This window comes from Adonisia turfae CCMR0081 (assembly GCF_011009555.1).
Classification (GTDB): Bacteria; Cyanobacteriota; Cyanobacteriia; order Phormidesmidales; family Phormidesmidaceae; genus Leptothoe; species Leptothoe turfae.
Genome location: NZ_QXHD01000004.1, coordinates 897,013 through 918,068 on the forward strand (window position 1 = coordinate 897,013; position 21,056 = coordinate 918,068).

General features: G+C 47.2%; 23 protein-coding genes and 1 riboswitch. Of the genes, 15 read left to right on the plus strand and 8 right to left on the minus strand.

The features are described 5' to 3' along the window. Window positions 1-401 precede the first annotated feature (401 nt). The 4 genes from dnaK (at window position 402) to rsgA (ending at window position 5,046) form a co-directional block, all read left to right on the plus strand. Complete coding sequence (gene dnaK, locus DXZ20_RS08075; protein ID WP_163662723.1) at window positions 402-2,414, plus strand: molecular chaperone DnaK; 2,013 nt, start codon at window positions 402-404, stop codon at window positions 2,412-2,414. Window positions 2,415-2,516: 102 nt separating this feature from the next. Then, window positions 2,517-3,644, plus strand: a complete 1,128-nt coding sequence (gene dnaJ, locus DXZ20_RS08080) for a molecular chaperone DnaJ (RefSeq protein WP_163697540.1) — start codon at window positions 2,517-2,519, stop codon at window positions 3,642-3,644. Window positions 3,645-3,682: 38 nt separating this feature from the next. After that, on the plus strand, window positions 3,683-3,934 hold the full coding sequence (locus tag DXZ20_RS08085) for a sulfurtransferase TusA family protein (protein WP_163697542.1): 252 nt from the start codon (window positions 3,683-3,685) through the stop codon (window positions 3,932-3,934). Beyond that, entirely contained in the window at window positions 3,931-5,046 is a 1,116-nt protein-coding gene (gene rsgA / locus DXZ20_RS08090; RefSeq protein WP_163697543.1) for a small ribosomal subunit biogenesis GTPase RsgA, read from the plus strand. Before DXZ20_RS08085 ends, rsgA begins: the two co-directional genes overlap by 4 nt. 78 nt (window positions 5,047-5,124) lie before the next feature. Here the strand turns inward: rsgA and DXZ20_RS08095 are convergent, their stop codons facing one another. The 4 genes from DXZ20_RS08095 to petC form a co-directional block, all read right to left on the minus strand. Beyond that, on the minus strand, window positions 5,125-5,829 hold the full coding sequence (locus tag DXZ20_RS08095) for a TrmH family RNA methyltransferase (RefSeq protein WP_163662715.1): 705 nt from the start codon (window positions 5,827-5,829) through the stop codon (window positions 5,125-5,127). A gap of 6 nt (window positions 5,830-5,835) precedes the next feature. Continuing rightward, window positions 5,836-7,284 carry a cysteine--tRNA ligase gene (gene cysS / locus DXZ20_RS08100; protein WP_163662713.1) on the minus strand — a complete coding sequence of 483 codons (1,449 nt, stop codon included), beginning with the start codon at window positions 7,282-7,284 and terminating at the stop codon, window positions 5,836-5,838. A 210-nt stretch (window positions 7,285-7,494) separates the two neighbouring features. Continuing rightward, entirely contained in the window at window positions 7,495-8,463 is a 969-nt protein-coding gene (gene petA, locus DXZ20_RS08105) for a cytochrome f (RefSeq protein ID WP_163703438.1), read from the minus strand. Between the two features lie 55 nt (window positions 8,464-8,518). Further along, on the minus strand, window positions 8,519-9,064 hold the full coding sequence (petC, locus tag DXZ20_RS08110) for a cytochrome b6-f complex iron-sulfur subunit (RefSeq protein WP_163662711.1): 546 nt from the start codon (window positions 9,062-9,064) through the stop codon (window positions 8,519-8,521). Between the two features lie 403 nt (window positions 9,065-9,467). On the opposite strand from petC, the gene DXZ20_RS08115 reads away from it, so the two are divergent. The 3 genes from DXZ20_RS08115 to DXZ20_RS08125 all read left to right on the plus strand — a co-directional run bounded on the left by DXZ20_RS08115 (window position 9,468) and on the right by DXZ20_RS08125 (window position 12,642). Further along, window positions 9,468-9,779 carry a DUF3067 family protein gene (locus DXZ20_RS08115; RefSeq protein ID WP_006516374.1) on the plus strand — a complete coding sequence of 104 codons (312 nt, stop codon included), beginning with the start codon at window positions 9,468-9,470 and terminating at the stop codon, window positions 9,777-9,779. A 763-nt stretch (window positions 9,780-10,542) separates the two neighbouring features. Continuing rightward, window positions 10,543-11,535 carry a ribose-phosphate pyrophosphokinase gene (locus DXZ20_RS08120; RefSeq protein WP_163662709.1) on the plus strand — a complete coding sequence of 331 codons (993 nt, stop codon included), beginning with the start codon at window positions 10,543-10,545 and terminating at the stop codon, window positions 11,533-11,535. A gap of 303 nt (window positions 11,536-11,838) precedes the next feature. Further along, window positions 11,839-12,642: an ankyrin repeat domain-containing protein gene (locus DXZ20_RS08125; RefSeq protein WP_163662706.1), complete on the plus strand. Its 804-nt coding sequence runs from the start codon at window positions 11,839-11,841 to the stop codon at window positions 12,640-12,642. A 21-nt stretch (window positions 12,643-12,663) separates the two neighbouring features. Here DXZ20_RS08125 and DXZ20_RS08130 read toward each other — a convergent pair whose 3' ends face one another. From DXZ20_RS08130 to DXZ20_RS08140, 3 genes are all read right to left on the minus strand, one after another. Then, a complete protein-coding gene (locus tag DXZ20_RS08130) occupies window positions 12,664-13,095 on the minus strand; it encodes an NUDIX hydrolase (protein WP_163662703.1) in 432 nt (143 codons plus the stop codon). 122 nt (window positions 13,096-13,217) lie between these two features. Next, on the minus strand, window positions 13,218-13,967 hold the full coding sequence (locus DXZ20_RS08135) for a DUF561 domain-containing protein (RefSeq protein WP_163662700.1): 750 nt from the start codon (window positions 13,965-13,967) through the stop codon (window positions 13,218-13,220). A gap of 80 nt (window positions 13,968-14,047) precedes the next feature. Beyond that, the gene (locus DXZ20_RS08140) at window positions 14,048-14,674 is read right to left on the minus strand and encodes an adenylate kinase (protein WP_348918552.1); all 627 of its coding nucleotides are present in this window, start codon (window positions 14,672-14,674) and stop codon (window positions 14,048-14,050) included. An 83-nt stretch (window positions 14,675-14,757) separates the two neighbouring features. Here DXZ20_RS08140 and rpmI point away from each other — a divergent pair, with 83 nt between their 5' ends. The 4 genes from rpmI (at window position 14,758) to DXZ20_RS08160 (ending at window position 16,766) form a co-directional block, all read left to right on the plus strand. After that, window positions 14,758-14,955, plus strand: coding sequence for a 50S ribosomal protein L35 (gene rpmI, locus DXZ20_RS08145; RefSeq protein ID WP_006516368.1), 198 nt, complete (start codon window positions 14,758-14,760; stop codon window positions 14,953-14,955). A 64-nt stretch (window positions 14,956-15,019) separates the two neighbouring features. After that, window positions 15,020-15,373 carry a 50S ribosomal protein L20 gene (rplT, locus tag DXZ20_RS08150; RefSeq protein ID WP_006516367.1) on the plus strand — a complete coding sequence of 118 codons (354 nt, stop codon included), beginning with the start codon at window positions 15,020-15,022 and terminating at the stop codon, window positions 15,371-15,373. A 66-nt stretch (window positions 15,374-15,439) separates the two neighbouring features. After that, a complete protein-coding gene (locus DXZ20_RS08155) occupies window positions 15,440-16,165 on the plus strand; it encodes a transporter substrate-binding domain-containing protein (RefSeq protein ID WP_250564884.1) in 726 nt (241 codons plus the stop codon). A gap of 58 nt (window positions 16,166-16,223) precedes the next feature. After that, the gene (locus tag DXZ20_RS08160) at window positions 16,224-16,766 is read left to right on the plus strand and encodes a tetratricopeptide repeat protein (RefSeq protein WP_006516365.1); all 543 of its coding nucleotides are present in this window, start codon (window positions 16,224-16,226) and stop codon (window positions 16,764-16,766) included. A gap of 129 nt (window positions 16,767-16,895) precedes the next feature. On the opposite strand, the gene DXZ20_RS08165 is transcribed toward DXZ20_RS08160, so the two are convergent. Continuing rightward, window positions 16,896-17,783: a 6-pyruvoyl trahydropterin synthase family protein gene (locus DXZ20_RS08165; RefSeq protein ID WP_163697546.1), complete on the minus strand. Its 888-nt coding sequence runs from the start codon at window positions 17,781-17,783 to the stop codon at window positions 16,896-16,898. A gap of 318 nt (window positions 17,784-18,101) precedes the next feature. Next, a riboswitch (Glutamine riboswitch) is annotated at window positions 18,102-18,210 on the plus strand. Between the two features lie 34 nt (window positions 18,211-18,244). Here DXZ20_RS08165 and pirA point away from each other — a divergent pair. From pirA to dtd, 4 genes are all read left to right on the plus strand, one after another. After that, window positions 18,245-18,667 (plus strand): arginine synthesis PII-interacting regulator PirA, encoded by a 423-nt coding sequence (gene pirA, locus DXZ20_RS08170; protein WP_006516363.1) that lies wholly within the window; start codon window positions 18,245-18,247, stop codon window positions 18,665-18,667. 154 nt (window positions 18,668-18,821) lie between these two features. After that, on the plus strand, window positions 18,822-19,265 hold the full coding sequence (locus DXZ20_RS08175) for a tellurite resistance TerB family protein (protein WP_006516362.1): 444 nt from the start codon (window positions 18,822-18,824) through the stop codon (window positions 19,263-19,265). Window positions 19,266-19,375: 110 nt separating this feature from the next. Beyond that, window positions 19,376-20,536, plus strand: a complete 1,161-nt coding sequence (locus tag DXZ20_RS08180; protein WP_163697548.1) for a CobW family GTP-binding protein — start codon at window positions 19,376-19,378, stop codon at window positions 20,534-20,536. Next, window positions 20,536-20,991 carry a D-aminoacyl-tRNA deacylase gene (dtd, locus tag DXZ20_RS08185; RefSeq protein ID WP_163662690.1) on the plus strand — a complete coding sequence of 152 codons (456 nt, stop codon included), beginning with the start codon at window positions 20,536-20,538 and terminating at the stop codon, window positions 20,989-20,991. Before DXZ20_RS08180 ends, dtd begins: the two co-directional genes overlap by 1 nt. Window positions 20,992-21,056: the final 65 nt, after the last annotated feature.

Consider the following 21,056-nt stretch of genomic DNA (forward strand, 5'->3'; position numbering starts at 1 on the left):
CTTGCTCAAAACATAGCTGAGCTAGTTATTAAAGCTAGCTCGGTTATGAAGCTTTCTTGAATATCAAGGTGCTTTATTAGAGTTTATGGTTTTGGGTATTGTATTTATATTGGAGAGTAGCTCAAGCATGTTTTCCAAATGTGCTCATTGCAGATACTTTCTGTGGTTGAGAGTTATCAACAGGGTGTAACCATATAGCAATTTTTTACTTAAAGCATATATCTATATCGGTTAGTCCATACGGCTAATGCTTGCTATAAGTCAGTGCATCCTTTGAATGGTTTTTGCCAATTCTTATTTTTTAGAGAAATATGGATTTACTGTGCAAGCTAATGTTGGTTGGTTGATGGACGTCTATTTCTAAAAAGTTGTGTGATTTTCTGGAGTAAGCAGGCTCTCAGATGGGTAAAGTTATTGGCATTGATTTAGGAACTACAAATAGCTGTGTTGCTGTTCTAGAAGGTGGCAAGCCCGAGGTGATTACTAACACTGAGGGTGGGCGGACTATGCCGAGCATCGTTGGATTTGCCAAGAATGGAGAACGGTTGGTTGGCCAGCTAGCAAAGCGTCAGGCCGTTACGAATGCAGAAAATACTGTTTACAGTATTAAGCGCTTCATCGGGCGTCGTTGGGAAGATACGTCCAGTGAGAGATCCCGAGTGCCTTACACGTGTGTACGCGGAAAAGATGACACGGTGGATGTTCTAATTCGCGGCAGGGCTTACACTCCACAAGAAGTGTCTGCCATGACTCTACAGAAGCTGAAGCAGGATGCAGAAGCTTATCTTGGTGAGGAGGTTACTCAGGCTGTTATTACAGTACCTGCTTACTTTACCGATGCCCAGCGCCAAGCAACCAAGGATGCTGGGAAGATCGCTGGCCTAGAAGTGTTGCGTATTATCAACGAGCCAACGGCCGCTGCCTTATCCTATGGTCTTGACAAGTTAGATCAGGATCAGACTGTTTTGGTGTTTGACCTGGGCGGTGGCACATTTGATGTTTCCATTCTGCAGCTCGGAGACGGCGTTTTTGAAGTGAAAGCCACGTCTGGTAACAATCATCTTGGTGGTGACGATTTTGACAATAGTATCGTCACCGCTTTGTTGGATCAGTTTCGTGACCAGGAGGGGATGGATCTATCAACGGATCGTATGGCTCTACAGCGTATCCGTGAAGCGTCAGAGAAAGCCAAGATTGAGCTTTCGACTCGGGCTACAACATCTATTAATTTGCCTTTTATTGCAGCAGATGAAGCTGGACCTAAACATCTGGAGTCTGAGCTGTCCCGCACTAAATTTGAAGAGTTGGCGAAGCCGCTGGTTGCAGCAACATTAGAACCTGTAGGACAGGCTTTGAAGGATGCTGAGCTGACGCCAGATGACATTGATCGGATTCTACTAGTAGGTGGCTCTACAAGGATTCCAGCTGTTCAAAAGGCTATCACTGATTACTTTAACGGCAAGACACCTGATCGCTCTGTGAATCCAGATGAAGCAGTGGCCTTAGGTGCGTCTATTCAGGCGGGTGTGCTAGGAGGTGAGGTCAAGGACTTATTGCTATTGGACGTGACTCCCCTATCGCTAGGGATTGAAACCTTAGGTGAGGTGTTTACTAAAGTAATTGAGCGAAATACTACCATCCCAACTAGTAAGTCGCAGACTTTTTCAACGGCAACGGATGGTCAAACGTCGGTGGAAGTCCATGCTTTGCAAGGTGAGCGGGCGATGGCTCGGGATAATAAGAGTCTTGGCCGATTTGAGCTGACAGGTATTCCACCTGCACCTAGGGGGATACCTCAAATTGAAGTTTCCTTTGAAATTGATGCTGACGGTATTCTGCAAGTAGCTGCTAAGGATAAAGGCACTGGTCGGGCGCAGAGCATTCGTATTACTAACACAGGCGGTCTAACGTCTAGTGAAATTGATAAGATGCGCGAGGAGGCTGAAGCCTACGCGGACGAAGATGCTCGTCGCAAGATCGTTGCTGAAATGAAGAATAAGGCTGACACCCTCTTCTATAGCTATGAGTCGACGATGCGGGAGAACGCTGAGTGGATCAGTGAAGAGCGTAAAGCTCAAGCTCAGGAGTCTGAGGTTGCATTGCGGGCTGCCCTGCATAATAAGGACATTACGCCTGAAGAACTTCAATCAGCACTAGATGCATTGCAACAAACTATTTTTGCAATCGGTGCTGAGATGTATCGCCAGGTGAATGAAGATAACTATGATATTGCGATGGATGAGACGACTCCAGATATGTCCACATCTGAGCCTGTTGAGCCCATTGGTGCCGAAGCGACTCCAGTAGAAGAACCTGCGTCAGTAGCCACTCCTGAAGCTATAGATCTGTTGGCTGATGATCCGGAGTTTGATTTGGATGCAACTATTACGGCGGATTACGAAGCGATTGAATAGTAACCGAATGATTAGAGTACGGGAATTGCGAATCAGTAATGTGCCGTGCTTACGTAGAATAGTTGGATAGGTTTCCAGTTGTCGTTGTTAAGCTAGCATTCTATGGCTCGTGATTACTATGAGGTGCTCGGTGTTTCCCGGGGGGCCGATCAGGATGAAGTAAAGCGCGCTTATCGGCGGCTGGCACGTAAGTATCACCCTGATGTCAATAAGGATCCGGGTGCAGAAGACAAATTTAAAGAGATCAATCGAGCGTACGAGGTTTTATCTGAACCGGAAATTAGGGCTCGGTATGATCGCTTTGGCGAAGCTGGTGTGGGTGGTGCTGCGGCTGGTGGCGCAGGCTTTCAAGATTTTTCTGATATGGGTGGTTTCGCCGATATCTTTGAAAGCTTCTTTAGCGGATTTTCTGGTGGCCCCAGTCAGGCTAAGCGACGTGGTCCTATGCGTGGGGACGATCTACGTCTCGATCTGAAATTAGACTTCACTGAGGCTATTTTTGGCGGTGAAAAAGAGATCAAAATTAGCCATTTAGAGAATTGTATGACCTGTAAGGGGTCTGGTGCAAAACCAGGTACTCGTCCTCGGACTTGTTCTACATGCGGTGGCTCAGGTCAGGTGCGTCGAGCGACTCGCACACCCTTTGGTAGTTTTACTCAGGTTTCAGCTTGCCCTACCTGTAATGGAACAGGTGAAGTTGTGGAAGAGCGCTGCGAAGTTTGTGGCGGTGCAGGGCGTAAGCAGGAAACTAAGAAGCTTAAAATTACAATTCCTGCTGGCGTAGATAATGGCACGCGTTTGAGGGTTTCCAATGAAGGGGATGCAGGGATGCGGGGCGGCCCACCGGGTGACTTGTATGTATACCTGTTTGTCAAAGAACACAGCAAGTTTAAGCGTGATGGCATCAATGTGCTTTCGGATCTCAAGGTGAGTTATTTGCAGGCTATCTTAGGCTGTGATTTGAAGGTGGATACTGTTGATGGGCCAGTGGATGTGCATGTGCCACCAGGGACCCAGCCCAACACAGTTGTGACGATGGAAAATCGTGGTGTGCCTAAGTTGGGTAATCCAGTTAGTCGTGGTAATCACTTGCTAACTGTTCTAGTGGATATTCCTACTCGGATTAAGACTGAAGAACGTGAACTTCTGGCTAAATTAGCTGAAGTGCGAGGTGATTCAGTCTCTAAGAAGGGGTTGGAAGGTTTTTTAGGTGGTCTGTTTAAGGGCTAGGCTTGGGACGCCGACGATTAAGATATTTCTTTTGTAGTATGACGGATGTTTTGAATCGACCTGACGAAACGTTGGATTTGCGTGGGACACCCTGTCCTCTGAATTTTGTGCGTACCAAGCTCAAGTTGCAACGAATGCCGCTTGGTGAACTTTTAGAAGTTTGGCTGGATGCTGGTGAACCTGTGGAGCAAGTCCCCGATAGCCTACGTTCAGAAGGGTTTCTAATTGAAGCATTGGAAGCAAGTCCAGAAGGGTACTTTGCACTGCAGGTGCGACGACCTGTGGTATGAGGGGAGCAACGGAGTACTTAACCTTATCGTCCATTGAAGGAACTGTAGTTGCCTGTCAGGCAAATTACTATCAAGTTAAGCTGCCTCTAGAAGATGCTGAACCTCATTATTTTTTGTGTACCCGCCGTGCTCGTTTGAAAAAACTTGGGCAACAGGTGGTGGTAGGCGATAGGGTTTTGGTGGAAGAGATTGATTGGCAGGATAAGCGAGGCGCGATCGCAACCATTCAAACGCGTACCAATTTGCTCGACCGTCCCCCTATTTCCAATGTTGACCAAATCCTTTTAGTGTTTGCCTTAGCTGAACCTGCCTTAGATCCTGCTCAGCTGAGTCGATTTTTAGTTAAAGCAGAATCCACGGGCATTCCCGTGACCCTTTGTCTCAATAAACGGGATCTGCTTTGCCAGGAGTCAATTGACCACTGGCAAACGCGCTTAAGTGATTGGGGCTATGAGCCTTTGCTAGTAAGCGTTCGAGAAGATAAAGAGCTACCTGTCGCTCTGATGGAGACCTTAAAGCATCGAGTGAGTGTTGTTGCTGGTCCTTCAGGTGTAGGGAAGTCGAGTCTTCTGAACCGTTTAGTGCCTGATGTGGATGCTCGCACCAATGCAGTTTCTGGCAAGCTGGGTAGAGGGCGGCACACCACGCGCCATGTGGAATTATTTGATTTGCCAGCCGGTGGTTTGTTAGCTGATACCCCTGGTTTTAATCAACCTGATTTGACTTGTCCCGTTGAGACGTTGATGGCATGTTTCCCAGAAATCCGTCAGCGTGCGGGCCACTGTCAGTTTAATGACTGCCTCCATCGCGATGAGCCTGGCTGTAGTGTTCGCGGTGAGTGGGAGCGCTATGACTATTACCTGTCTTTACTCAATGAAGTACTGCACCATCAGCAGCAGTTGGATGATCGTCCCACTGCTGAGGTGACTGAAAAAGTGAAGATGGGCAGCGATGGTCAGGTACAACACGAGCCGAAGCTAGAGGCTAAAAAATACCGTCGCACATCCCGTCGTCGTCATCATCAAGACTTGCAAGACATGTGCTACGACGTGATGGGAGCGAAGTCCATTGATGATGTCGATGATGCAGTTCTAGAGGAATATGGGTTTTGAGTTTTGGCGCATGAGGGGTACGGAGTAGAGAGTATGGAGTGGATATGGGGGCAGAGGCTGTTCTTCACTCTCCATTCCCTACTCCCCCAATGTTTTCCAAAAACTTGCTTCCAATTGCTGACTATTTTTACAAGAATTTCGATACCACTGTAGCCGTAGTGTTTGTTTCTCTGCGGAAGTCAGTTGCCAAGGATGAGTAGAATGGTGGATGCGATCGCAAATACTCTGCAAACAGAGCGCGGCACTAACTGAGATATTAAAGCTCTCACTAAAGCCATACATGGGAATTTTGAGTAACCTATCGGCTTCAGCCATGGCAATCTCTGATAATCCATCCAACTCATTGCCAAAGAGTAAGGCGATGGGTCGCTCGGTTGGCAACGCAGATAGCTCCAAAGCCTCTGTGTGTGGTGTCGTTGCTACGATGCAATAGCCTTTAGCTTTGAGGACTGCAATGCAATTGCGTGTATTGTCCTGTCGTTTGGTGTAACGATGGGTTGTTAACCATTTTTGGCAACCTCTAGTGACATTGAGATTAACCTTAAAGCTCGTAGTTTGTTCGATGATATGTACGTCTTGGATGCCAAAGTTATCGCAGTTACGCAAGACAGCCCCAGCATTTTGACTGGTGTGCAGATCCTCAAGCGCTACAGTGACATAGCGGGTGCGATAGGCTAAAACCGTTTCAATTTTGGCCCTTCGTTCCTCTGTTAAAAACTTTCCCAGATAATTAATGAGTTCCTCGGTAGTCTCATTACTCACCGGACGGTGGGCAGTGCTCATCTGCTCTTACCGATGCCACTCGGTTACACCACCAGGCTTGTCAATGAGAGTTATGCCTTGGGCGGTCAGGTCATTGCGAATTTTGTCGGCCAGAGCGAAGTCTTTTGCCTTTTTAGCGGCTAGTCTCTGCTCGATCAAATTGGCGATTTCCTCGTCACTGGGACCGTCCTGTTCCATAGGACTATCCTCTGGGGTGGCCTCAATACCCAGGACCTGGGCAAGGCAAACGAGTGTGTGCCATTGCTGCCGTAGGCTGTCACTATCTGCATCAGCTTTGCCCTCATGGATCAAGAGATTACCTTGGCGGCGGAGTTCCTTGGCGAGTTCAAAGAGAACGGCTACCGCTTCAGGCGTATTGAAATCATCATCCATAGCGTTCTGAAAACGCTGTACGGCATCGCTCCCATGGTCAAGCTCTAGGGAAGCATCTTGCCACTTCAGCTGAGCACCATGGTTAGCACCAAATAGCAGTCCGTCTTTGAGGGTTTGCCAGCTTTTGGTGGCGGATGCGATCGCATCTGCCGTGAAGTCCACTGGCTTACGATATTGAGCCTGGCAGAGAAAGAGACGTAACGCCATGGGGTGCAGACCGTCATCTGCATCCAGGAGCTGACGAATGGTGGTGAAATTGCCCAAAGACTTGGACATCTTTTCACCGTTCACATTCACCATGCCATTGTGCATCCAGTATTGGGAGAGGGGGTGACCTGTAGCCGCTTCTGACTGGGCTATTTCATTCTCATGGTGTGGAAAGGTGAGATCGCCTCCCCCCATGTGAATATCGATGGTGTCACCCATGCGATCACGCACCATCGCTGAGCACTCAATGTGCCAACCAGGACGTCCTGGACCCCACGGTGATTCCCATGAAGGTTCTTCCGGTTTAGCCCCTTTCCATAGGGCAAAATCAAACGGATCTTTCTTTTTCGATTCGCCACCCGCTACTCGACCGCTGGCACCAGCTTGCATATCATCTAACTTACGACCCGAGAGCTTACCATAGCCATCAAACTTGCGTACTTTGTAATACACATCGCCCCCAGTGGCGTAGGCATACCCCTTATTTTCTAATTCACCAATCAGGCGTTTAATGCCGTCGATGGTGTGAGTGGCGTAAGTATACTCATCAGCCTCCAATATGTTCAGCCGCGCCATATCTTTGTGGTAGGCCTGAATAAAGCGTTTTGACACGGCCTCCATGGTGGTGCCCTCTTGGCGGGCACGGTTCAAAATTTTATCGTCGATATCGGTAAAGTTTTGTACATAATGCACATCGTAGCCGCGCCATTGCAGATAGCGACGTACTGTATCCCAAACCACATAACAGCGAGCATGGCCCAGGTGGCAATAGTCATAGACCGTTACACCGCAGCAGTAAATCTTAGCCGTACCTGCTTGTAACGGCTGAAAGGGTTCCTTGCAGCGGGATAGGGTGTTGTAAAGGACTACGCTCATTAAACGGGTGAATATTACTGCTATGGCTCTCTAGCCTCATCATTTCCTATGGTAAGCCGGTTTGGTGCCGGAAGATATGGCGCAGAGCATTCGCAAAAATGAGATTACGCTCATTGCTCAATCGGTGTCTGTCATACATGGCTCACCAAAAAGGGGCGGTACAAAAAAGTACCGCCCCTCAGGTTCCAAGCTCAAGGTAATGGAATGAATCTAGAAGGTCACATTTGCAGCCTGAACAGTTTCAACCTGCTTCTTCTTGAGCACCAACATAATCTGAGTCACTGCTGCGGCTCCTAAAAAGGCTAGCAGGCCCTTAATGCGACCAGGGCTTTGTAGAACAATCTCAGTGTCATGCTGACCAAAACCACCAACGTTGGGGTCATTGGTTAAAGCAGCACCCGTTTCAACAGTATCGCCCTTAGCAACAATTAACTCTGGACCAGGTTGTAGGCTTTCGGTAACGGTTTCACCATCAGCGGTTTTGATAGTGATCTCCGTACCGCTGTCGCCCTTAACAACATCTGTAATCACGCCACCCTTAGATGCGGTGTAAACCACATTATTAGTTGCTTGACCTGTGGGGTAAAGTTGACCACGACCACGGTTGCCACCAATGTGGATCTGATACTTACCAAAGCTAACGTTGTTATTGGTGGCTGGGTCAGGCGATAGAACAGGGAAAACAATTTCCTGATACTGCTCACCGGGGACAGGGCCAACTAGCAACCAGTTTGGATGCTCATCACTGTAAGGCATGAAATAGGTGCTACCCACTTCTTCCTTAATCTCTTCCGGAATGCGCTCTTCAGGAGCTAGCTGAAAACCGTCAGGCAGCATTAGAACTGCACCTACATTCAACCCACCTTTGCTACCATCGCCCAGTACTTGCTGAGCATCAAGGTCATAGGGTACCTTGACCACTGCCTTAAAGACCGTGTCAGGTAGTACAGCTTGAGGAACTTCAATCTCAGTCTTCTTCTGACCTAGATGGCAGTTGGCACAAACAATGCGGCCAGTTGCTTCACGAGGAGTTTCGTAGTTTTCCTGGGCCCAGAAAGGATAGGCGGCTGCCGATTGAGCATTGGTCAGTACCAAGCTTAGGGTTGCGATCGCAACTAAAGCACTAGAAGCGATGACCTTCAGCAGCTTATTGAACACGCTTAAAAAGTTAAATTCCATCCGTCGCACGCTAGCAATCCAATTACGTAGAGAGAAATCAAATGAAACAGACAACCTAAGCCCACCAGGGAGCATCGCCTGTTCTAAAGTCGGTGTCGGTCCAAGGGCTTAGAGTTACCTTGTCATCATCTTTGGACACACTTGCGTTAGCCAGGGCCAAAGAAAGAGGCGCTGGGCCACGCACTACCTTACCAGTGGCATCATACTGAGAACCATGGCAAGGACACTTAAACTTGTTCTCGCTAGCGTTCCAAGGAACAACGCAACCCAAGTGTGTGCACACGGCATTAACGGCGTAGCTGTCAAGAGTACCATCGTCAGTTACGACCAAATACGTTGGATCACCCTTTAAGCCTTGAACCAAAGAGCGGTCACCAGCACCGTGAGTCTCTAGATAACTGGTAGCTACCACATCGTTACCTAATTCATCCTTAGCAGTAACGCCGCCACCGGCTGAGCCGCTGCTCGGAGGTAAAAAGTACTTAACAATGGGATAGAGAGCGCCCACAGCCGTACCAGTAGCTGCTCCAAAGGTGAGCAGATTCATAAATTGGCGACGCCCTAAATCAGGGACATCAGGGTTTCCAGAAGCTTGAGCCATAACTGTCAGACTATATATGCGAGTATGAATCTAAAGGCTGCATCGCCCAGTACAAACCCCTGTAACAAGTAACCACAAGTACATTTGTGGCTCATATCGTCACAGAAGTTTGCAAATTGCTATGAGTATTATTGCATTTAGCCGCCTCAGAAAAACTGTTCTTCCTAAGGCTCACTGGTTTCAATAGTTAGTAGGTGTCGCTTTTGAAGCTTATTTTGCCATGGCAAAACCATGACTTAAAAAGACGCAAACCCTCACCAGACAGTTGCTCCCCAGACCACACCTCATTTATTAACTATCTGAGCCTATGATTTGAAAAATCTGTATCTTATTTACTTCTCATAGAGGTGCGTTATCTGAAATCGTGTAAATAAATGTAAAATAACGGGCAGTTTAGCGACCTATGACCCCAGAAGACTTTCAAGAGCTACTCATCAATAAATGGGGCTATTCCTTTGACGTTCAAATCCGCAAGACTTCTACCAAGGTCTTTTTCCAAGTGATGTGGCGTTATCTAGAGCAGGTTTCTTTCCCCATGGATGAGGACGAGTATTTGGCCCATCTCAAAGATATTGTGCTGTATCTAGAAGCCATGGGGTGTTTGACGCAGGTGCAAACTGCAATTGAGCAAACGAATGAGCGTCCTAGATTGGGTAAAGCCGTTAGTATCCCTATCGATTTAGGAAGACGAGCTTCTGAGTGGCTGCTTGATTAGTGCATTTCTTTAAAGCAAGTTTCTGAGAGGCCCATTGAAATAATGCATATTTATACATTGGTGGGACTGTGATTATACCCAGCTGAATGCTTGATTTTTAGGTGTTAGAGCCCTACATTCAGGTCTCTAAAGCCCGCACGAACTTGGGCAGGAGTTGGTTAGGAATATTTAGGCAAGAGATGTACTAATGGCTGATCTGTCTGATAAAATCTGAACCAAATTGTATTCTTAAATACACAATCTGCAATACACAAAATATTGCTGAAATCTGGTGGTTCAAGCTACAGCTTTTGAAAACTAATTTGACTTTTTGGTAGTCACCTAAAACTTGCATAAAAGCAGGATAAATGTGTGGCGTCAAAATTTTAAATCTGGCATTAATTACTCATGCAAATCAATTGCCTAAATAACAATTCCACATAAAAATGCACATGCTTATGCCACAAGCCATGATTTGATGACTTGAGTACGCTGAATTTCAGCATATTTCTGTCATTTTGTTCTAAGTGATAGACATTGAAGCGTTATGCTAAATAGCTATTACTGAGGTTAGAGACAGTTTTTCTAAGATGAGAAAAAACTCATGGATGTCTAATTCTCTACTGTTTGGCCACTTACTAAAAACTTGATGTTTTTACTGGTATCAAAAACTTAGTGTGTGTGTGTCGAAGAAATATCTCACTTAGGGAAAAACAGAGCAAATTATTCTAAGACCGATGTTACGATTTGCATGAATTCGCTCAGTATGCTTTGAGGGCCTGCCGTGATCAGCTCTGCAACACTGCCTGCTAAACCCACTGTACCTAGCTTAGAAGACAACAGTCGCCTGAAGTTATTTTCAGGGTCATCGAATCCAGCCCTCTCAAGGGAGGTTGCTCGTTACCTGGGAATTGATTTGGGGCCGATGGTGCGTAAACAGTTTGCCGATGGTGAGCTGTATGTTCAAATCCAGGAGTCCATCCGTGGATGTGATGTCTATCTGATTCAGCCAACCTGTCGACCGGTCAATGATCACTTGATGGAGTTGCTGATCATGATTGACGCTTGTCGGCGGGCGTCTGCTCGTCAGATTACAGCGGTGATTCCGTATTACGGTTACGCTCGCGCGGACCGCAAAACTGCCGGTCGAGAATCGATTACCGCTAAATTAGTTGCCAACTTAATTACCCAAGCGGGTGCTAATCGAGTTTTGGCAATGGACTTACATTCATCCCAAATTCAGGGCTACTTTGACATTCCTTGTGATCATATCTATGGGGCTCCAGTACTGGTTGATTACTTGGCGAGCAAATGCCTGACTGATTTAGTGGTGGTATCCCCTGACGTTGGGGGGGTGGCACGGGCACGCGCTATTGCCAAGCGACTCAACGATGCCCCTTTGGCCATTATTGATAAGCGTCGTCAAGCCCACAATGTTGCTGAGGTCATGAATTTGATTGGCGATGTAGAGGGCAAAACAGCCGTTCTGGTGGACGACATGATCGATACGGGCGGAACTATCTCGGAGGGGGCAAGATTGCTGCGGGCCCAAGGGGCCCGCCAAGTATATGCCTGTGCTACCCATGCTGTGTTTTCACCACCAGCAGTGGAGCGTTTATCCAGTGGGGTGTTTGAAGAGGTGATTGTGACGAATACAATCCCTGTGGCACCGGAGCGTCAGTTTCCTCAGCTGACGACCCTCACAATTGCTAATTTGCTGGGGGAGACTATTTGGCGCATTCACGAAGAAAGCTCCGTTAGTAGTATGTTTCGCTGAGGTCGAATCCTTAGGACTGATCCAGTGTGAATGAACTCTAATAATTCTGATGGAGAGGTTTTTAAAACCTCTCCTATTTTTTACTGATTTTCTCGTGGCCGTCAGTATCTCATGTTTGTAGGAAGCTGATGAAGTCTGGGCCTCTTGTGTTAGTAACGGAACAGTTTGGTATTTAGCGCACGTTGTATGAGCTTAGTACCACATATTGATGAGGCGATGATGAAGGCTGTTGGCCATTGACTATCTCTGGAAACTTTAGGGGTGCATGCATAGACTTGGTAACTACATTGCTGTTTAGAACCCATGGTAAAAAGCACGTCTATCCTCCAGTTGGCTAGTGCTGTTCTGGCCTTGTTGGTTTTTAATCCTAAACTTGTACAGACTCAATTAGCGCGTATACCGTTTTCGCTGTCTGGAGCTGTTGCTCAAGCTGGATCGCTGCAGGCTCGACTGCCTGACCTCGATCAGCGATTGCTGAACGCTGTTCGCAGTGGTGATATACGACAGGCAGAATTGGTGCTTAACCAAGGTGCCAATGCAGATGCTGGCAATCGTTATGAGGGGTATCCAATTGCGATCGCAACTGAACAAGGAAACCGAGCGATGGTCCAGTTGCTAGTGGCCAATGGGGCTGATGTCGATGTGGTTAGTACCGGTGGGCAAACGGCTCTGGGTAGAGCCGTTGACATGGGCAACCTTGACCTGGTCCGAATTTTAATCAACGCTGGTGCATCTCCTGACCGGCGGACTACCTATGGTGTGCCGCTGTTATACCGTGCCACTGAGATGGGCAATCATGAACTGGTCAGACTGCTTTTGCAGGGGGGAGGCAATGCCAATGCTCAAGTTTCTGGCATTACCTCTTTATACAAGGCTGTCGAAATAGGAAATTTGGCAATTGCGCGATCATTGCTGGCGGGAGGTGCAGATCCAGATCAGGCGACTCCGCTATATCGAGCAGTTGAGGTGGGTAATGCAGAGTTAGTTAGGCTATTGCTGAACTATGGCGCTAACCCACGCATAAGTCAGCGCGGTGTGAGTGCATTAGGCTTAGCCCGTGCCCAGGGGAACCGTGAGATCGCTACCCTGTTGCGAGACGCCATGTGATGACGTCATCTAGGTCGTCGCTTAATCGATGTAGGCGTGACAGTTGTTTGGAACTAAATTTAATATGCCTGAACGTACTTGATTGATCGGTATCCAAACAGCATCGTGAGTTTTCTGGCCTTCGATGAGTTTGTACGTCTGATCTAATCGATAAAAAATAGAGTCAGCAAAATCACAACGGAATAGCTGAATCAACTCATGGCCAGGTTTTCCGTTACAAACAAAAATATTGTCTAAGCACGTCAGATACCTGATGTTTATCAAGTCTGCCTGGATTTCTTCTTGAAATTCTCGTTTAAGGGCGTTGACACTAGTTTCGCCAAAATCGATGCCACCCCCCAGAAAACGATAGAAGGGTTTATCTTTGATGCTGTCGTAACCCTTGCTAACAAAAACATGCCCTTGATGCTGAATTAAGCCAAGGGCAATCGGTCGAATACGTGGCTTGCCCATGAAGTTTTCTGCAATGGCAGTAGTGCTGGTGCTATTGGGGTCTACCCAATCATAATCATTGCTCTACCCGAGAATTAGAAAGACTCATCACCTGTCTAATTCTCGGACTTGCACATCAGAATTTATACCTTTTCGATGGCACGGGTCACTGTCTGTAGAGATTCCCTCAGGCTACGAACAGCAGCAATCATAGCAATCTCATTATTCAACTTATTAACTGCTGAGCCGACACCGACACCGGCTGCACCGGCTGCAATAGCCATGGGAGCTGTGACATCTGAAATACCTGATGCGCATAGCACAGGAATACATACAGCGCGTGAAATAGCATGGGCTGCCGCTAGGGTTGGCGTCGCTTTCTCGATTAAGCCAATACATCCAGAATGTCTGGGTTGGCTACTGGTGCCCCCTTCAGTTTGAATAATGTCTGCTCCCTGAGCCACAAGATTTTCGGCCAGCTGTACTTGCTCATCCAGGGGCAGTGTATGAGGGACTGTGACTGACAACGTGATATGGGGCAAAAGCTCACGAGTTTGTTGAGTGAGTCTTAAGACGTCATTGGCGCTGAAAGTTAGCCCTTGAGCATAGAAAGCATCAAAATTACCAATTTCAATAAGTGTGGCACCGGCGGCAACAGGCGCTAAAAATGCCGTTGGATCAATGGCTGAAACACAGATTGGTAAGCTAATTTGCTCACTCACCTGATGGACAAGATCAGCATCCGCTGCAATATCAACAAATGTGGCACCTCCTTGCTGAGCGGCCTTAGCTATGGCCAAAACATTGGCTGCATCAAAGTTGGTCAAGCCACTGATAATCTTCAGCGCATGGCCTTGAGAAAAGGCAGCATGGAGGTTGGGGTGGATAGTCATAGGTGTCTCAGACAAAATCGATCAGGCTTATTGTGCCAGAGGTTGGGGGCAGGCAACAGTAAAGAATCGAGCCTCTGCTTCTAGCTAATGCCTCCTAGTATCTCTCGCTTAACGTCGTCAGGTGGTTGATTGCCATCGATGCGTAGGAGTCGTTGGCGATAATCGTAGTATTCGAGCATTGGAATCGTGGTTTCGGCCAGGGTCTCAATGCGACGGCGTAGGGCTTCAGGGTTATCGTCAATAGCTGCTCGGTTTTCAGAACGTTCAATCAGAGCATGGGCAGGTAGTTCCAGCCAAATGGCATAGTTCACTTGAGTATTTAAAGTATCGAGAAAGAAGTCGAGTTCTTCCGCTTGGAAGGCGGTGCGGGGATATCCATCTAGGATCCACCCTTTGGCTGCATCTGGTTGCTGCAAGCGCTCTTTAATTAGAGCGATCATTAACTTGTCAGAAACCAGCTCTCCTTTGGCCAGAGTTTCTGAAACTTGCTGCCCCAGGGGTGAATCAGCCGCAATTTCTGCTCTGAGGGTATCTCCTGTGGAAATCCAGGGAATGCCAAAGTGCTCGCTGAGCTTTTGCGATTGAGTGCCTTTGCCTGAACCAGGACCGCCTAAAATCAATAGCCGCATAGATGATAAATATCCTTTTTCATATCCTCCCCGTAATAACCCTAGTCTGGGTTTGCGGAGTCGGATTGCTTTTTCCACGGATCTTAACTGGACTATTGAAGCAAGGCCTGAAGACGTAGTAAGCTATTAGACCGTGTAAAAGTTTATCCAAGTGCAAAACTATGCCCAAGCTTAAAACCCGTCGGGCTGCTGCAAAGCGCTTTCGCCGTAGCGGAAGCGGTAAGATTATGCGTCGTAAGGCGTTTAAGAACCACTTATTGCAGCATAAATCCACTGCCCGCAAGAGCCGTTTGTCTAAGAAGGCGGTTGTAGTAGATGCAGATGTACCTAACATCGAAGGCATGATGCCTTATTTGTAGAGTTGCATGCAACGTCTCTGCAATCAATTGATTGTTTTTTGTTTTTAGCTATTAACGACCTAATATGGCACGTGTAAAACGCGGCAATGTAGCTCGCAAGCGCCGCAAGAAAATTCTCAAGCTTGCGAAGGGTTACCGGGGTTCCCATTCTAAACTCTTCCGGACTGCAAACCAGCAGGTGATGAAGGCCCTGCGGTATGCGTATCGCGATCGTCGCAATAAGAAACGTGATTTTCGCCGGTTGTGGATTACGCGTATTAATGCAGCAGCTCGTCTCAATGGCACTACCTACAGCCGTTTGATTGGCGATCTGAAGACCGCAAACATTCAGGTAAATCGTAAGATGCTGGCTCAAATGGCTGTTCTAGATCCAGATACCTTTACCAAGGTGGTTGAGCTAGCTGGCAAGAAAGGCTAGTATCGCCACATGTGGCGATATATTTGGCAACATTTGCTAGGCATAAGTTTACTGTTAGGGGCACAGATGTCTGTGCCCCTAATTGCTATATCTGCTGAATTAGCTGAGATTGAGGCTCGCGGTCGGTTAATTGTGGCAGTTAAGGATAATCGGTTCCCCTTGGGATATCGTGATGCAACAGGCGAGTTAGACGGATTTGAAATTGAGATTGCCCGTCGATTGGCACTGGATCTCCTTGGGGACGAAACAGCTGTAGAGTTTCGTTCAGTGCATAATGTCGATCGTGTCAATGTGGTGGTTAATGGTGACGTGGATATTGCGATCGCATCAATTACGGTGACCGCTCAGCGTCAGCGCATTGCTAGTTTTAGTGAACCTTATTATTTAGATGGCACTGGGTTTATCACCACATCAACCCAGATTAAGACCTTAGATGACCTCGCCCCTGGTCGTATTGCGGTGCTGGCCAATTCCAGTACCCTGGCCCATGTCCGTTATCAATTACCTGATGCCAATCTGGTGACAGTGTTGTCTTATCAAGACGCCATTGCTGAATTGGCTAGGGGGCAAGTAGATGCCTTTGCTGGAGATGTGTCGCTACTGACTGGATGGCAGCAGCAGGATAATCGCTATCGGTTGTTGGATGAAGTAATTTCAGTGGAGCCGGTTGCGATCGCAATTCCTAAAGGGACTCAGTACAGCGACTTACGTCGAGCTATTAATGATGCTATTCGTCAATGGGATGACGAAGGTTGGTTACAAGATCGAGCTACCTACTGGGGGTTACCGTAGCTACCATGGGAGAATAAAAGTAGACCACTGCAGTACGCATAACTGATAGAGCGAGTTCATGGAGAATAGCACCCTATTTTTGACATACCTGGGCATTCTTATTGCCCTACTAGGGCTTTCAGCCTTTTTTATAATTCGCCAGGTATTTAAGACTCGCCGTATTGAGACCACACTAGGCCGTTTACAAAAGAAGCTCACCAAAGAAAAGGGAACCGCCCAAGAGTATTACGAGCTAGGAAGTCTCTTGTTAGATAAAAAGCTTTTTTCCCAATCAGCTCTCTATTTGCAACAGGCCCTAAAGGCTTTAACAGAGGAAGAAGAAGCTGAAAATGCACCGCTAATCTATAACGCCCTAGGATATACCTACTTTGCTCAAGGGCAGTTTGATCTAGCGATTCGTCAGTATAAGGCAGCATTAAAAATTGCCCCAGGTTATGTAACGGCTCTCAATAACCTGGGACATAGCTACGAGAAAAAGCAACTGACCGTTCAGGCGCTAGAAAGCTACGATCAGGCCCTTAAGGTTGAGCCTGATAACGCTACTGCGAAGCGTCGGGCACAGTCTTTACGTAAGCGTGTAGTCATCCCAATGAAGCAGTAGTCGTTTTACGTTGACACGTCTGGAGTTAAAGTTTTGGGGCTAACGCATGACATGACATATGTCTGACTAGCCCCACATTTTCGACGGTATGCAGCCGTTCAGACCTACAATGCAAACCCCGGAACCCGTTTAGACAGCTGCTAGTTCTGGTGTCGCTGACTGTTTTGGCGTAGTAGTTTCAGCCGTTGCTTCACAATAAACCTCAGCTGAATTATTGGGGCTCTCGATTAATTTCACCTTATGCAGGCTAGCTCCAATTTCCTTAATAGGCCCGCGTAGTAAATCCCGAATGTGCACTGCGATATTCTCAGCTGTGGGTACTACTTCGGCAAAGTAGGGAATATCCTTATTCAAAAACGTGTGGTCAAAGGGCTTCACCACATGGGTTTTCACGGCATTCTGAAACTCCACTAGGTCGGCAATCATGCCCGTGCGTGGGTCCATCTCCCCCTTGATTGTGACCTCCAGATGATAATTATGGCCGTGACCATTAACGCGGGCACAAAGACCATAAATTTCGCTGTTTTGCTCCAATGTAAGGGTTGGTAGAGCCAGGCGGTGGGCAGCACTGAAATGGGTGGAGATGGTCAAATAAGCTTCCATGGCGTTTCCTTTATAGTCGGCCCAGAGGGTAGAGGTTTCAAATAGTTGGACGTTGGTAATGGGTAAGTGGGGGACTAAACGCTGCCAGATGACACGGGCGATATTTTCTGTAGTTGGCAGCCCTCCCTTGGGAGTGTCAATTTGGAATTCGGGCCAAACATCATTCAAGTAGGAAAAATCAAGCTGACTAGTGACTTCACGCTTAATTACCTTTTTGACATCGGACAGATTAAGCACCATGCCATACTCATCTAAATCGCCTTCCATAGAGACGAACAACTCATAGTTGTGGCCATGGCCTGGGGCACGGGTGCATAGACCAAACTTGGTCTGATTTTCATCGTCACTCAGTTCGGGCAGCCAGTAACGATGGCTGGCGGAAAACTGAGCCCGACGGTTGATGGTGCATTTCATAGCAATACCAAAAACAGCGAATCAAATATTAATTTTTGCTAAATCTTTTCCCTTAAGCATAGACCATCGTCAAGAAAATGATGGTCTAAGTATCCTATGGATACTAGTGTGTTATCTCAGGGGATGGAATTTGATACGCGGGTTGCTTTAACGTGAGCGATAGTAACTCAGGTCATGAAGTTTTGACACGATTTTATTACCTAAAAACCGTCAAATCCTGAAAAGCCTTGCAAGCTCTCCTGTTTAGGATTTCTCAGCAGAAATATCAGGAGTTGCTAATTTAAGTTGTAAACGGTAAAAATAGATACAGAACAAATCCTCGTTCATCTCCAAGAATTCGTCCCCTGTTCGACGATGAGACGGAAGTAGGGTGTCCTGTATGACTATGGTCCCATAGGTTATATTGGCCTGCCCGAAGGAACGCACGCGTAATCGGTGCTCATTCAGGAGGAGACACACTCATGAAACTTACTTACCGTGGTGTCGACTATGACCACAATCCGCCTATGTTAGAGGTTTCTGAAAGCGACATTCTTTGTAATTATCGTGGCCGTCAACATCGCTATACGTATGTGCGCCATGTTCCTTTTCCCCAGCCTAAAGCAGAGCTTACCTATCGTGGTGTAGCCTACCAGACTGATCGTCATGGTCAGCGTCAGGTTGCAGCTCAAACTGAGACTAAGTCAGTTTTCTCGGCGTTTCAGCGCAAGCTTGCAGAGCTGACTCCTCTAATGGATGAGCGTCGTCAGTTGCTACGTGAGGCAGCTCGTAGCCATAGCGATAGTATTCACCGCTCTTTAGAGCATCGAATTGCGGTGGCCCGTGCACAAGGCAACATGAATTTGTTACAGCAGCTGGAAGATGAACTGCGTCAAATGGCTTAAGGGCTGTTTTTTTACCGCTTGAGTTCCCAGATTCGTGGCTAGAGTAAGTTAGGGAGAAGCTCCCAAAGCTTCTCCTTTTTGTTTGTCCCCATCATGTTTCACAATAAGTTTGGTCTGACTATCAACGGCCAAATCTTATTCGCAAAAGGGTGTTATGGGACTATTTGATAAGGTTTTTGACCCGTCGCCAGAATCGCTGTCTATGAATCCAGCAGAAGCACTGGCGGCGATTTGTTTAGTTGCGATCGCTGCCGATGGATACCTTTCTGACCAAGAGAGTCGCGAAATGGACATGCTGTTAAGCCGTATGCGACTGTTCAAAAGTTACTCTACAGAGATGATGACTCGGATGAAGGATAGATTGCTGCAGCAGCTACAGCAGCATAGTCCTAGCCGTTTAGTAGAAGCGGCTAATACCGTACTTCCAGTTGAGCTAAAACCTACAGCTTTTGCCTTAGCAACAGATCTAGTACTTGCCGATGGTAGCGTGACACCTCAAGAGCAAGCCTTCCTGGATGACCTCTATCGCATTCTGGAAATCCCCAGCGAACAAGCGCTCACCATTGTCGAAGTCATGACCATCAAAAATCGAGGATAAAGAGTCAGTCAAAGTTTTTACTTCAGTGAAGCCTGAACCTCATTTTCTGACAAATACGAGATAATAAACTCTGCACTAACTCCAATCGACCCCACCATTTATTCTTGTCTATGACTGCTGCAATTTCAGCTCCATCCAAACAGATGGATGACTCCAAACACGGCTTGCCCGTAACGATTATTACTGGTTTTTTGGGGAGTGGTAAAACTACTCTGCTTAACCACATTTTGACTAATCAAGACGGCCTGAAAACAGCGGTGCTGGTCAATGAGTTTGGTGAAGTCGGGATTGATAATGACCTGCTCATTACAACAGATGACGATACTATGGTGGAGCTGAGCAACGGCTGCATCTGCTGCACCATCAATAATGATTTGTTAGAGGCAGTTTATAAGGTATTAGAGCGTAAGGACAAGATTGATTATCTAGTTGTGGAGACAACGGGGCTGGCGGATCCGCTGCCAGTAGCCCTTACGTTTTTAGGCACCGAGCTACGGGATCTCACTCGATTAGATTCTATTGTGACGCTAGTAGATGCAGAGAACTACAGCATCGATTTATTTAACAGCCAGGCAGCCCATAACCAAATTGCCTATGGTGACATTATTCTGCTGAATAAGACAGATCTAGTGGATGAAGCTGATCTAGATCTGCTGGAAGTTAAGGTGCGAGACATTAAAGAAGGTGCCCGAATCTTACGGACAACTCAGTCTCAAGTCCCGCTACCGCTGATTTTGAGTGTAGGTCTTTTTGAGTCTGATAAATACTTTGAACCGGCTAAAGAAGAGCACCACGATCATGGGCACGAGCATGAGCATGGGCACGAGCATGAGCATGAGCATGGGCATTCCCACGCAGAACATCACGATCATGCCAATTGCGATCATGAGCATGGCCACTGCGAACATGATCACGAGCATGATCATGAGCACGAGCATTCCCACCTGGATGTAGATGGATTTACATCGATTTCTATTGTTCGTGATCAACCTCTAGCGATTCGAAAGTTTCAGCATTTCTTGGATAACAAGCTGCCGGATAACGTCTTTCGAGCCAAGGGTATTTTGTGGTTTGACGAGAGTGAAAAGCGCCACATCTTTCATCTCAGTGGTAAACGATTTTCTTTAGAAGATGAAGAATGGAATCATCGACCTCGGAAAACCCAACTGGTGCTCATTGGTCAAAATCTTGACCATGAAGCCTTAAAAGCTGAAATTGAAAAATGCTTTTGCCTTGAATCCAAAGGTCGTGGTAGAGGTTTCAGCAGCTAGTGCGCGTTGTAATTCAGCGTGTATCAGCATCCCAAGTCATGGTTGACGGTGAGGTTGTGGGCTGTATCGGTCGTGGGCTTAACCTTTTGATTGGGATCGCTGAAACCGATACAGAAAAAGAACTCGATTGGATGGTCCAGAAGTGCCTTTCATTAAGGCTTTTCCCGGCTGAAGGGTCAGGGCGTTTTGATTTATCGATTCAAGATGTTCAGGGTGCCTTGCTTGTTATTAGTCAATTCACACTTTATGGTGACTGTCGCAAGGGACGACGTCCTTCATTTGACCAGGCAGCTTCACCTGACCAGGCCGTTAAGCTATATGAACAGTTTGTAGCTAAACTGCGACAGAGTGGGTTACAGGTAGAAACAGGACAATTTGGTGCCCATATGCAAGTCGCCATCGATAATGAGGGTCCGGTTACGTTGGTCTTAGAACGAGACGCCCGGGTAGCCTAGCTTTTACTTGGGGCTGACATGCATGTTCTAGCTCGTCCTGGGGGGACTATGGGCGATCGTTATTC

Bases quoted from the DNA above. Each gene is read 5' to 3' on its own strand.
- DXZ20_RS08160 (WP_006516365.1), top strand. From the start codon at position 16,224: ATGGAGAATAGCACCCTATTTTTGACATACCTGGGCATTCTTATTGCC.
- DXZ20_RS08125 (WP_163662706.1), top strand. From the start codon at position 11,839: ATGGTAAAAAGCACGTCTATCCTCCAGTTGGCTAGTGCTGTTCTGGCC.
- DXZ20_RS08175 (WP_006516362.1), top strand. From the start codon at position 18,822: ATGGGACTATTTGATAAGGTTTTTGACCCGTCGCCAGAATCGCTGTCT.
- DXZ20_RS08155 (WP_250564884.1), top strand. From the start codon at position 15,440: ATGTCTGTGCCCCTAATTGCTATATCTGCTGAATTAGCTGAGATTGAG.
- petA (WP_163703438.1), bottom strand. From the start codon at position 8,463: ATGGAATTTAACTTTTTAAGCGTGTTCAATAAGCTGCTGAAGGTCATC.
- rplT (WP_006516367.1), top strand. From the start codon at position 15,020: ATGGCACGTGTAAAACGCGGCAATGTAGCTCGCAAGCGCCGCAAGAAA.
- DXZ20_RS08165 (WP_163697546.1), bottom strand. From the start codon at position 17,783: ATGAAATGCACCATCAACCGTCGGGCTCAGTTTTCCGCCAGCCATCGT.
- rsgA (WP_163697543.1), top strand. From the start codon at position 3,931: ATGAGGGGAGCAACGGAGTACTTAACCTTATCGTCCATTGAAGGAACT.
- cysS (WP_163662713.1), bottom strand. From the start codon at position 7,284: ATGAGCGTAGTCCTTTACAACACCCTATCCCGCTGCAAGGAACCCTTT.
- DXZ20_RS08095 (WP_163662715.1), bottom strand. From the start codon at position 5,829: ATGAGCACTGCCCACCGTCCGGTGAGTAATGAGACTACCGAGGAACTC.
- DXZ20_RS08130 (WP_163662703.1), bottom strand. From the start codon at position 13,095: ATGGGCAAGCCACGTATTCGACCGATTGCCCTTGGCTTAATTCAGCAT.
- dnaK (WP_163662723.1), top strand. From the start codon at position 402: ATGGGTAAAGTTATTGGCATTGATTTAGGAACTACAAATAGCTGTGTT.
- DXZ20_RS08180 (WP_163697548.1), top strand. From the start codon at position 19,376: ATGACTGCTGCAATTTCAGCTCCATCCAAACAGATGGATGACTCCAAA.
- petC (WP_163662711.1), bottom strand. From the start codon at position 9,064: ATGGCTCAAGCTTCTGGAAACCCTGATGTCCCTGATTTAGGGCGTCGC.
- DXZ20_RS08085 (WP_163697542.1), top strand. From the start codon at position 3,683: ATGACGGATGTTTTGAATCGACCTGACGAAACGTTGGATTTGCGTGGG.
- pirA (WP_006516363.1), top strand. From the start codon at position 18,245: ATGAAACTTACTTACCGTGGTGTCGACTATGACCACAATCCGCCTATG.
- rpmI (WP_006516368.1), top strand. From the start codon at position 14,758: ATGCCCAAGCTTAAAACCCGTCGGGCTGCTGCAAAGCGCTTTCGCCGT.
- DXZ20_RS08115 (WP_006516374.1), top strand. From the start codon at position 9,468: ATGACCCCAGAAGACTTTCAAGAGCTACTCATCAATAAATGGGGCTAT.
- DXZ20_RS08135 (WP_163662700.1), bottom strand. From the start codon at position 13,967: ATGACTATCCACCCCAACCTCCATGCTGCCTTTTCTCAAGGCCATGCG.
- dnaJ (WP_163697540.1), top strand. From the start codon at position 2,517: ATGGCTCGTGATTACTATGAGGTGCTCGGTGTTTCCCGGGGGGCCGAT.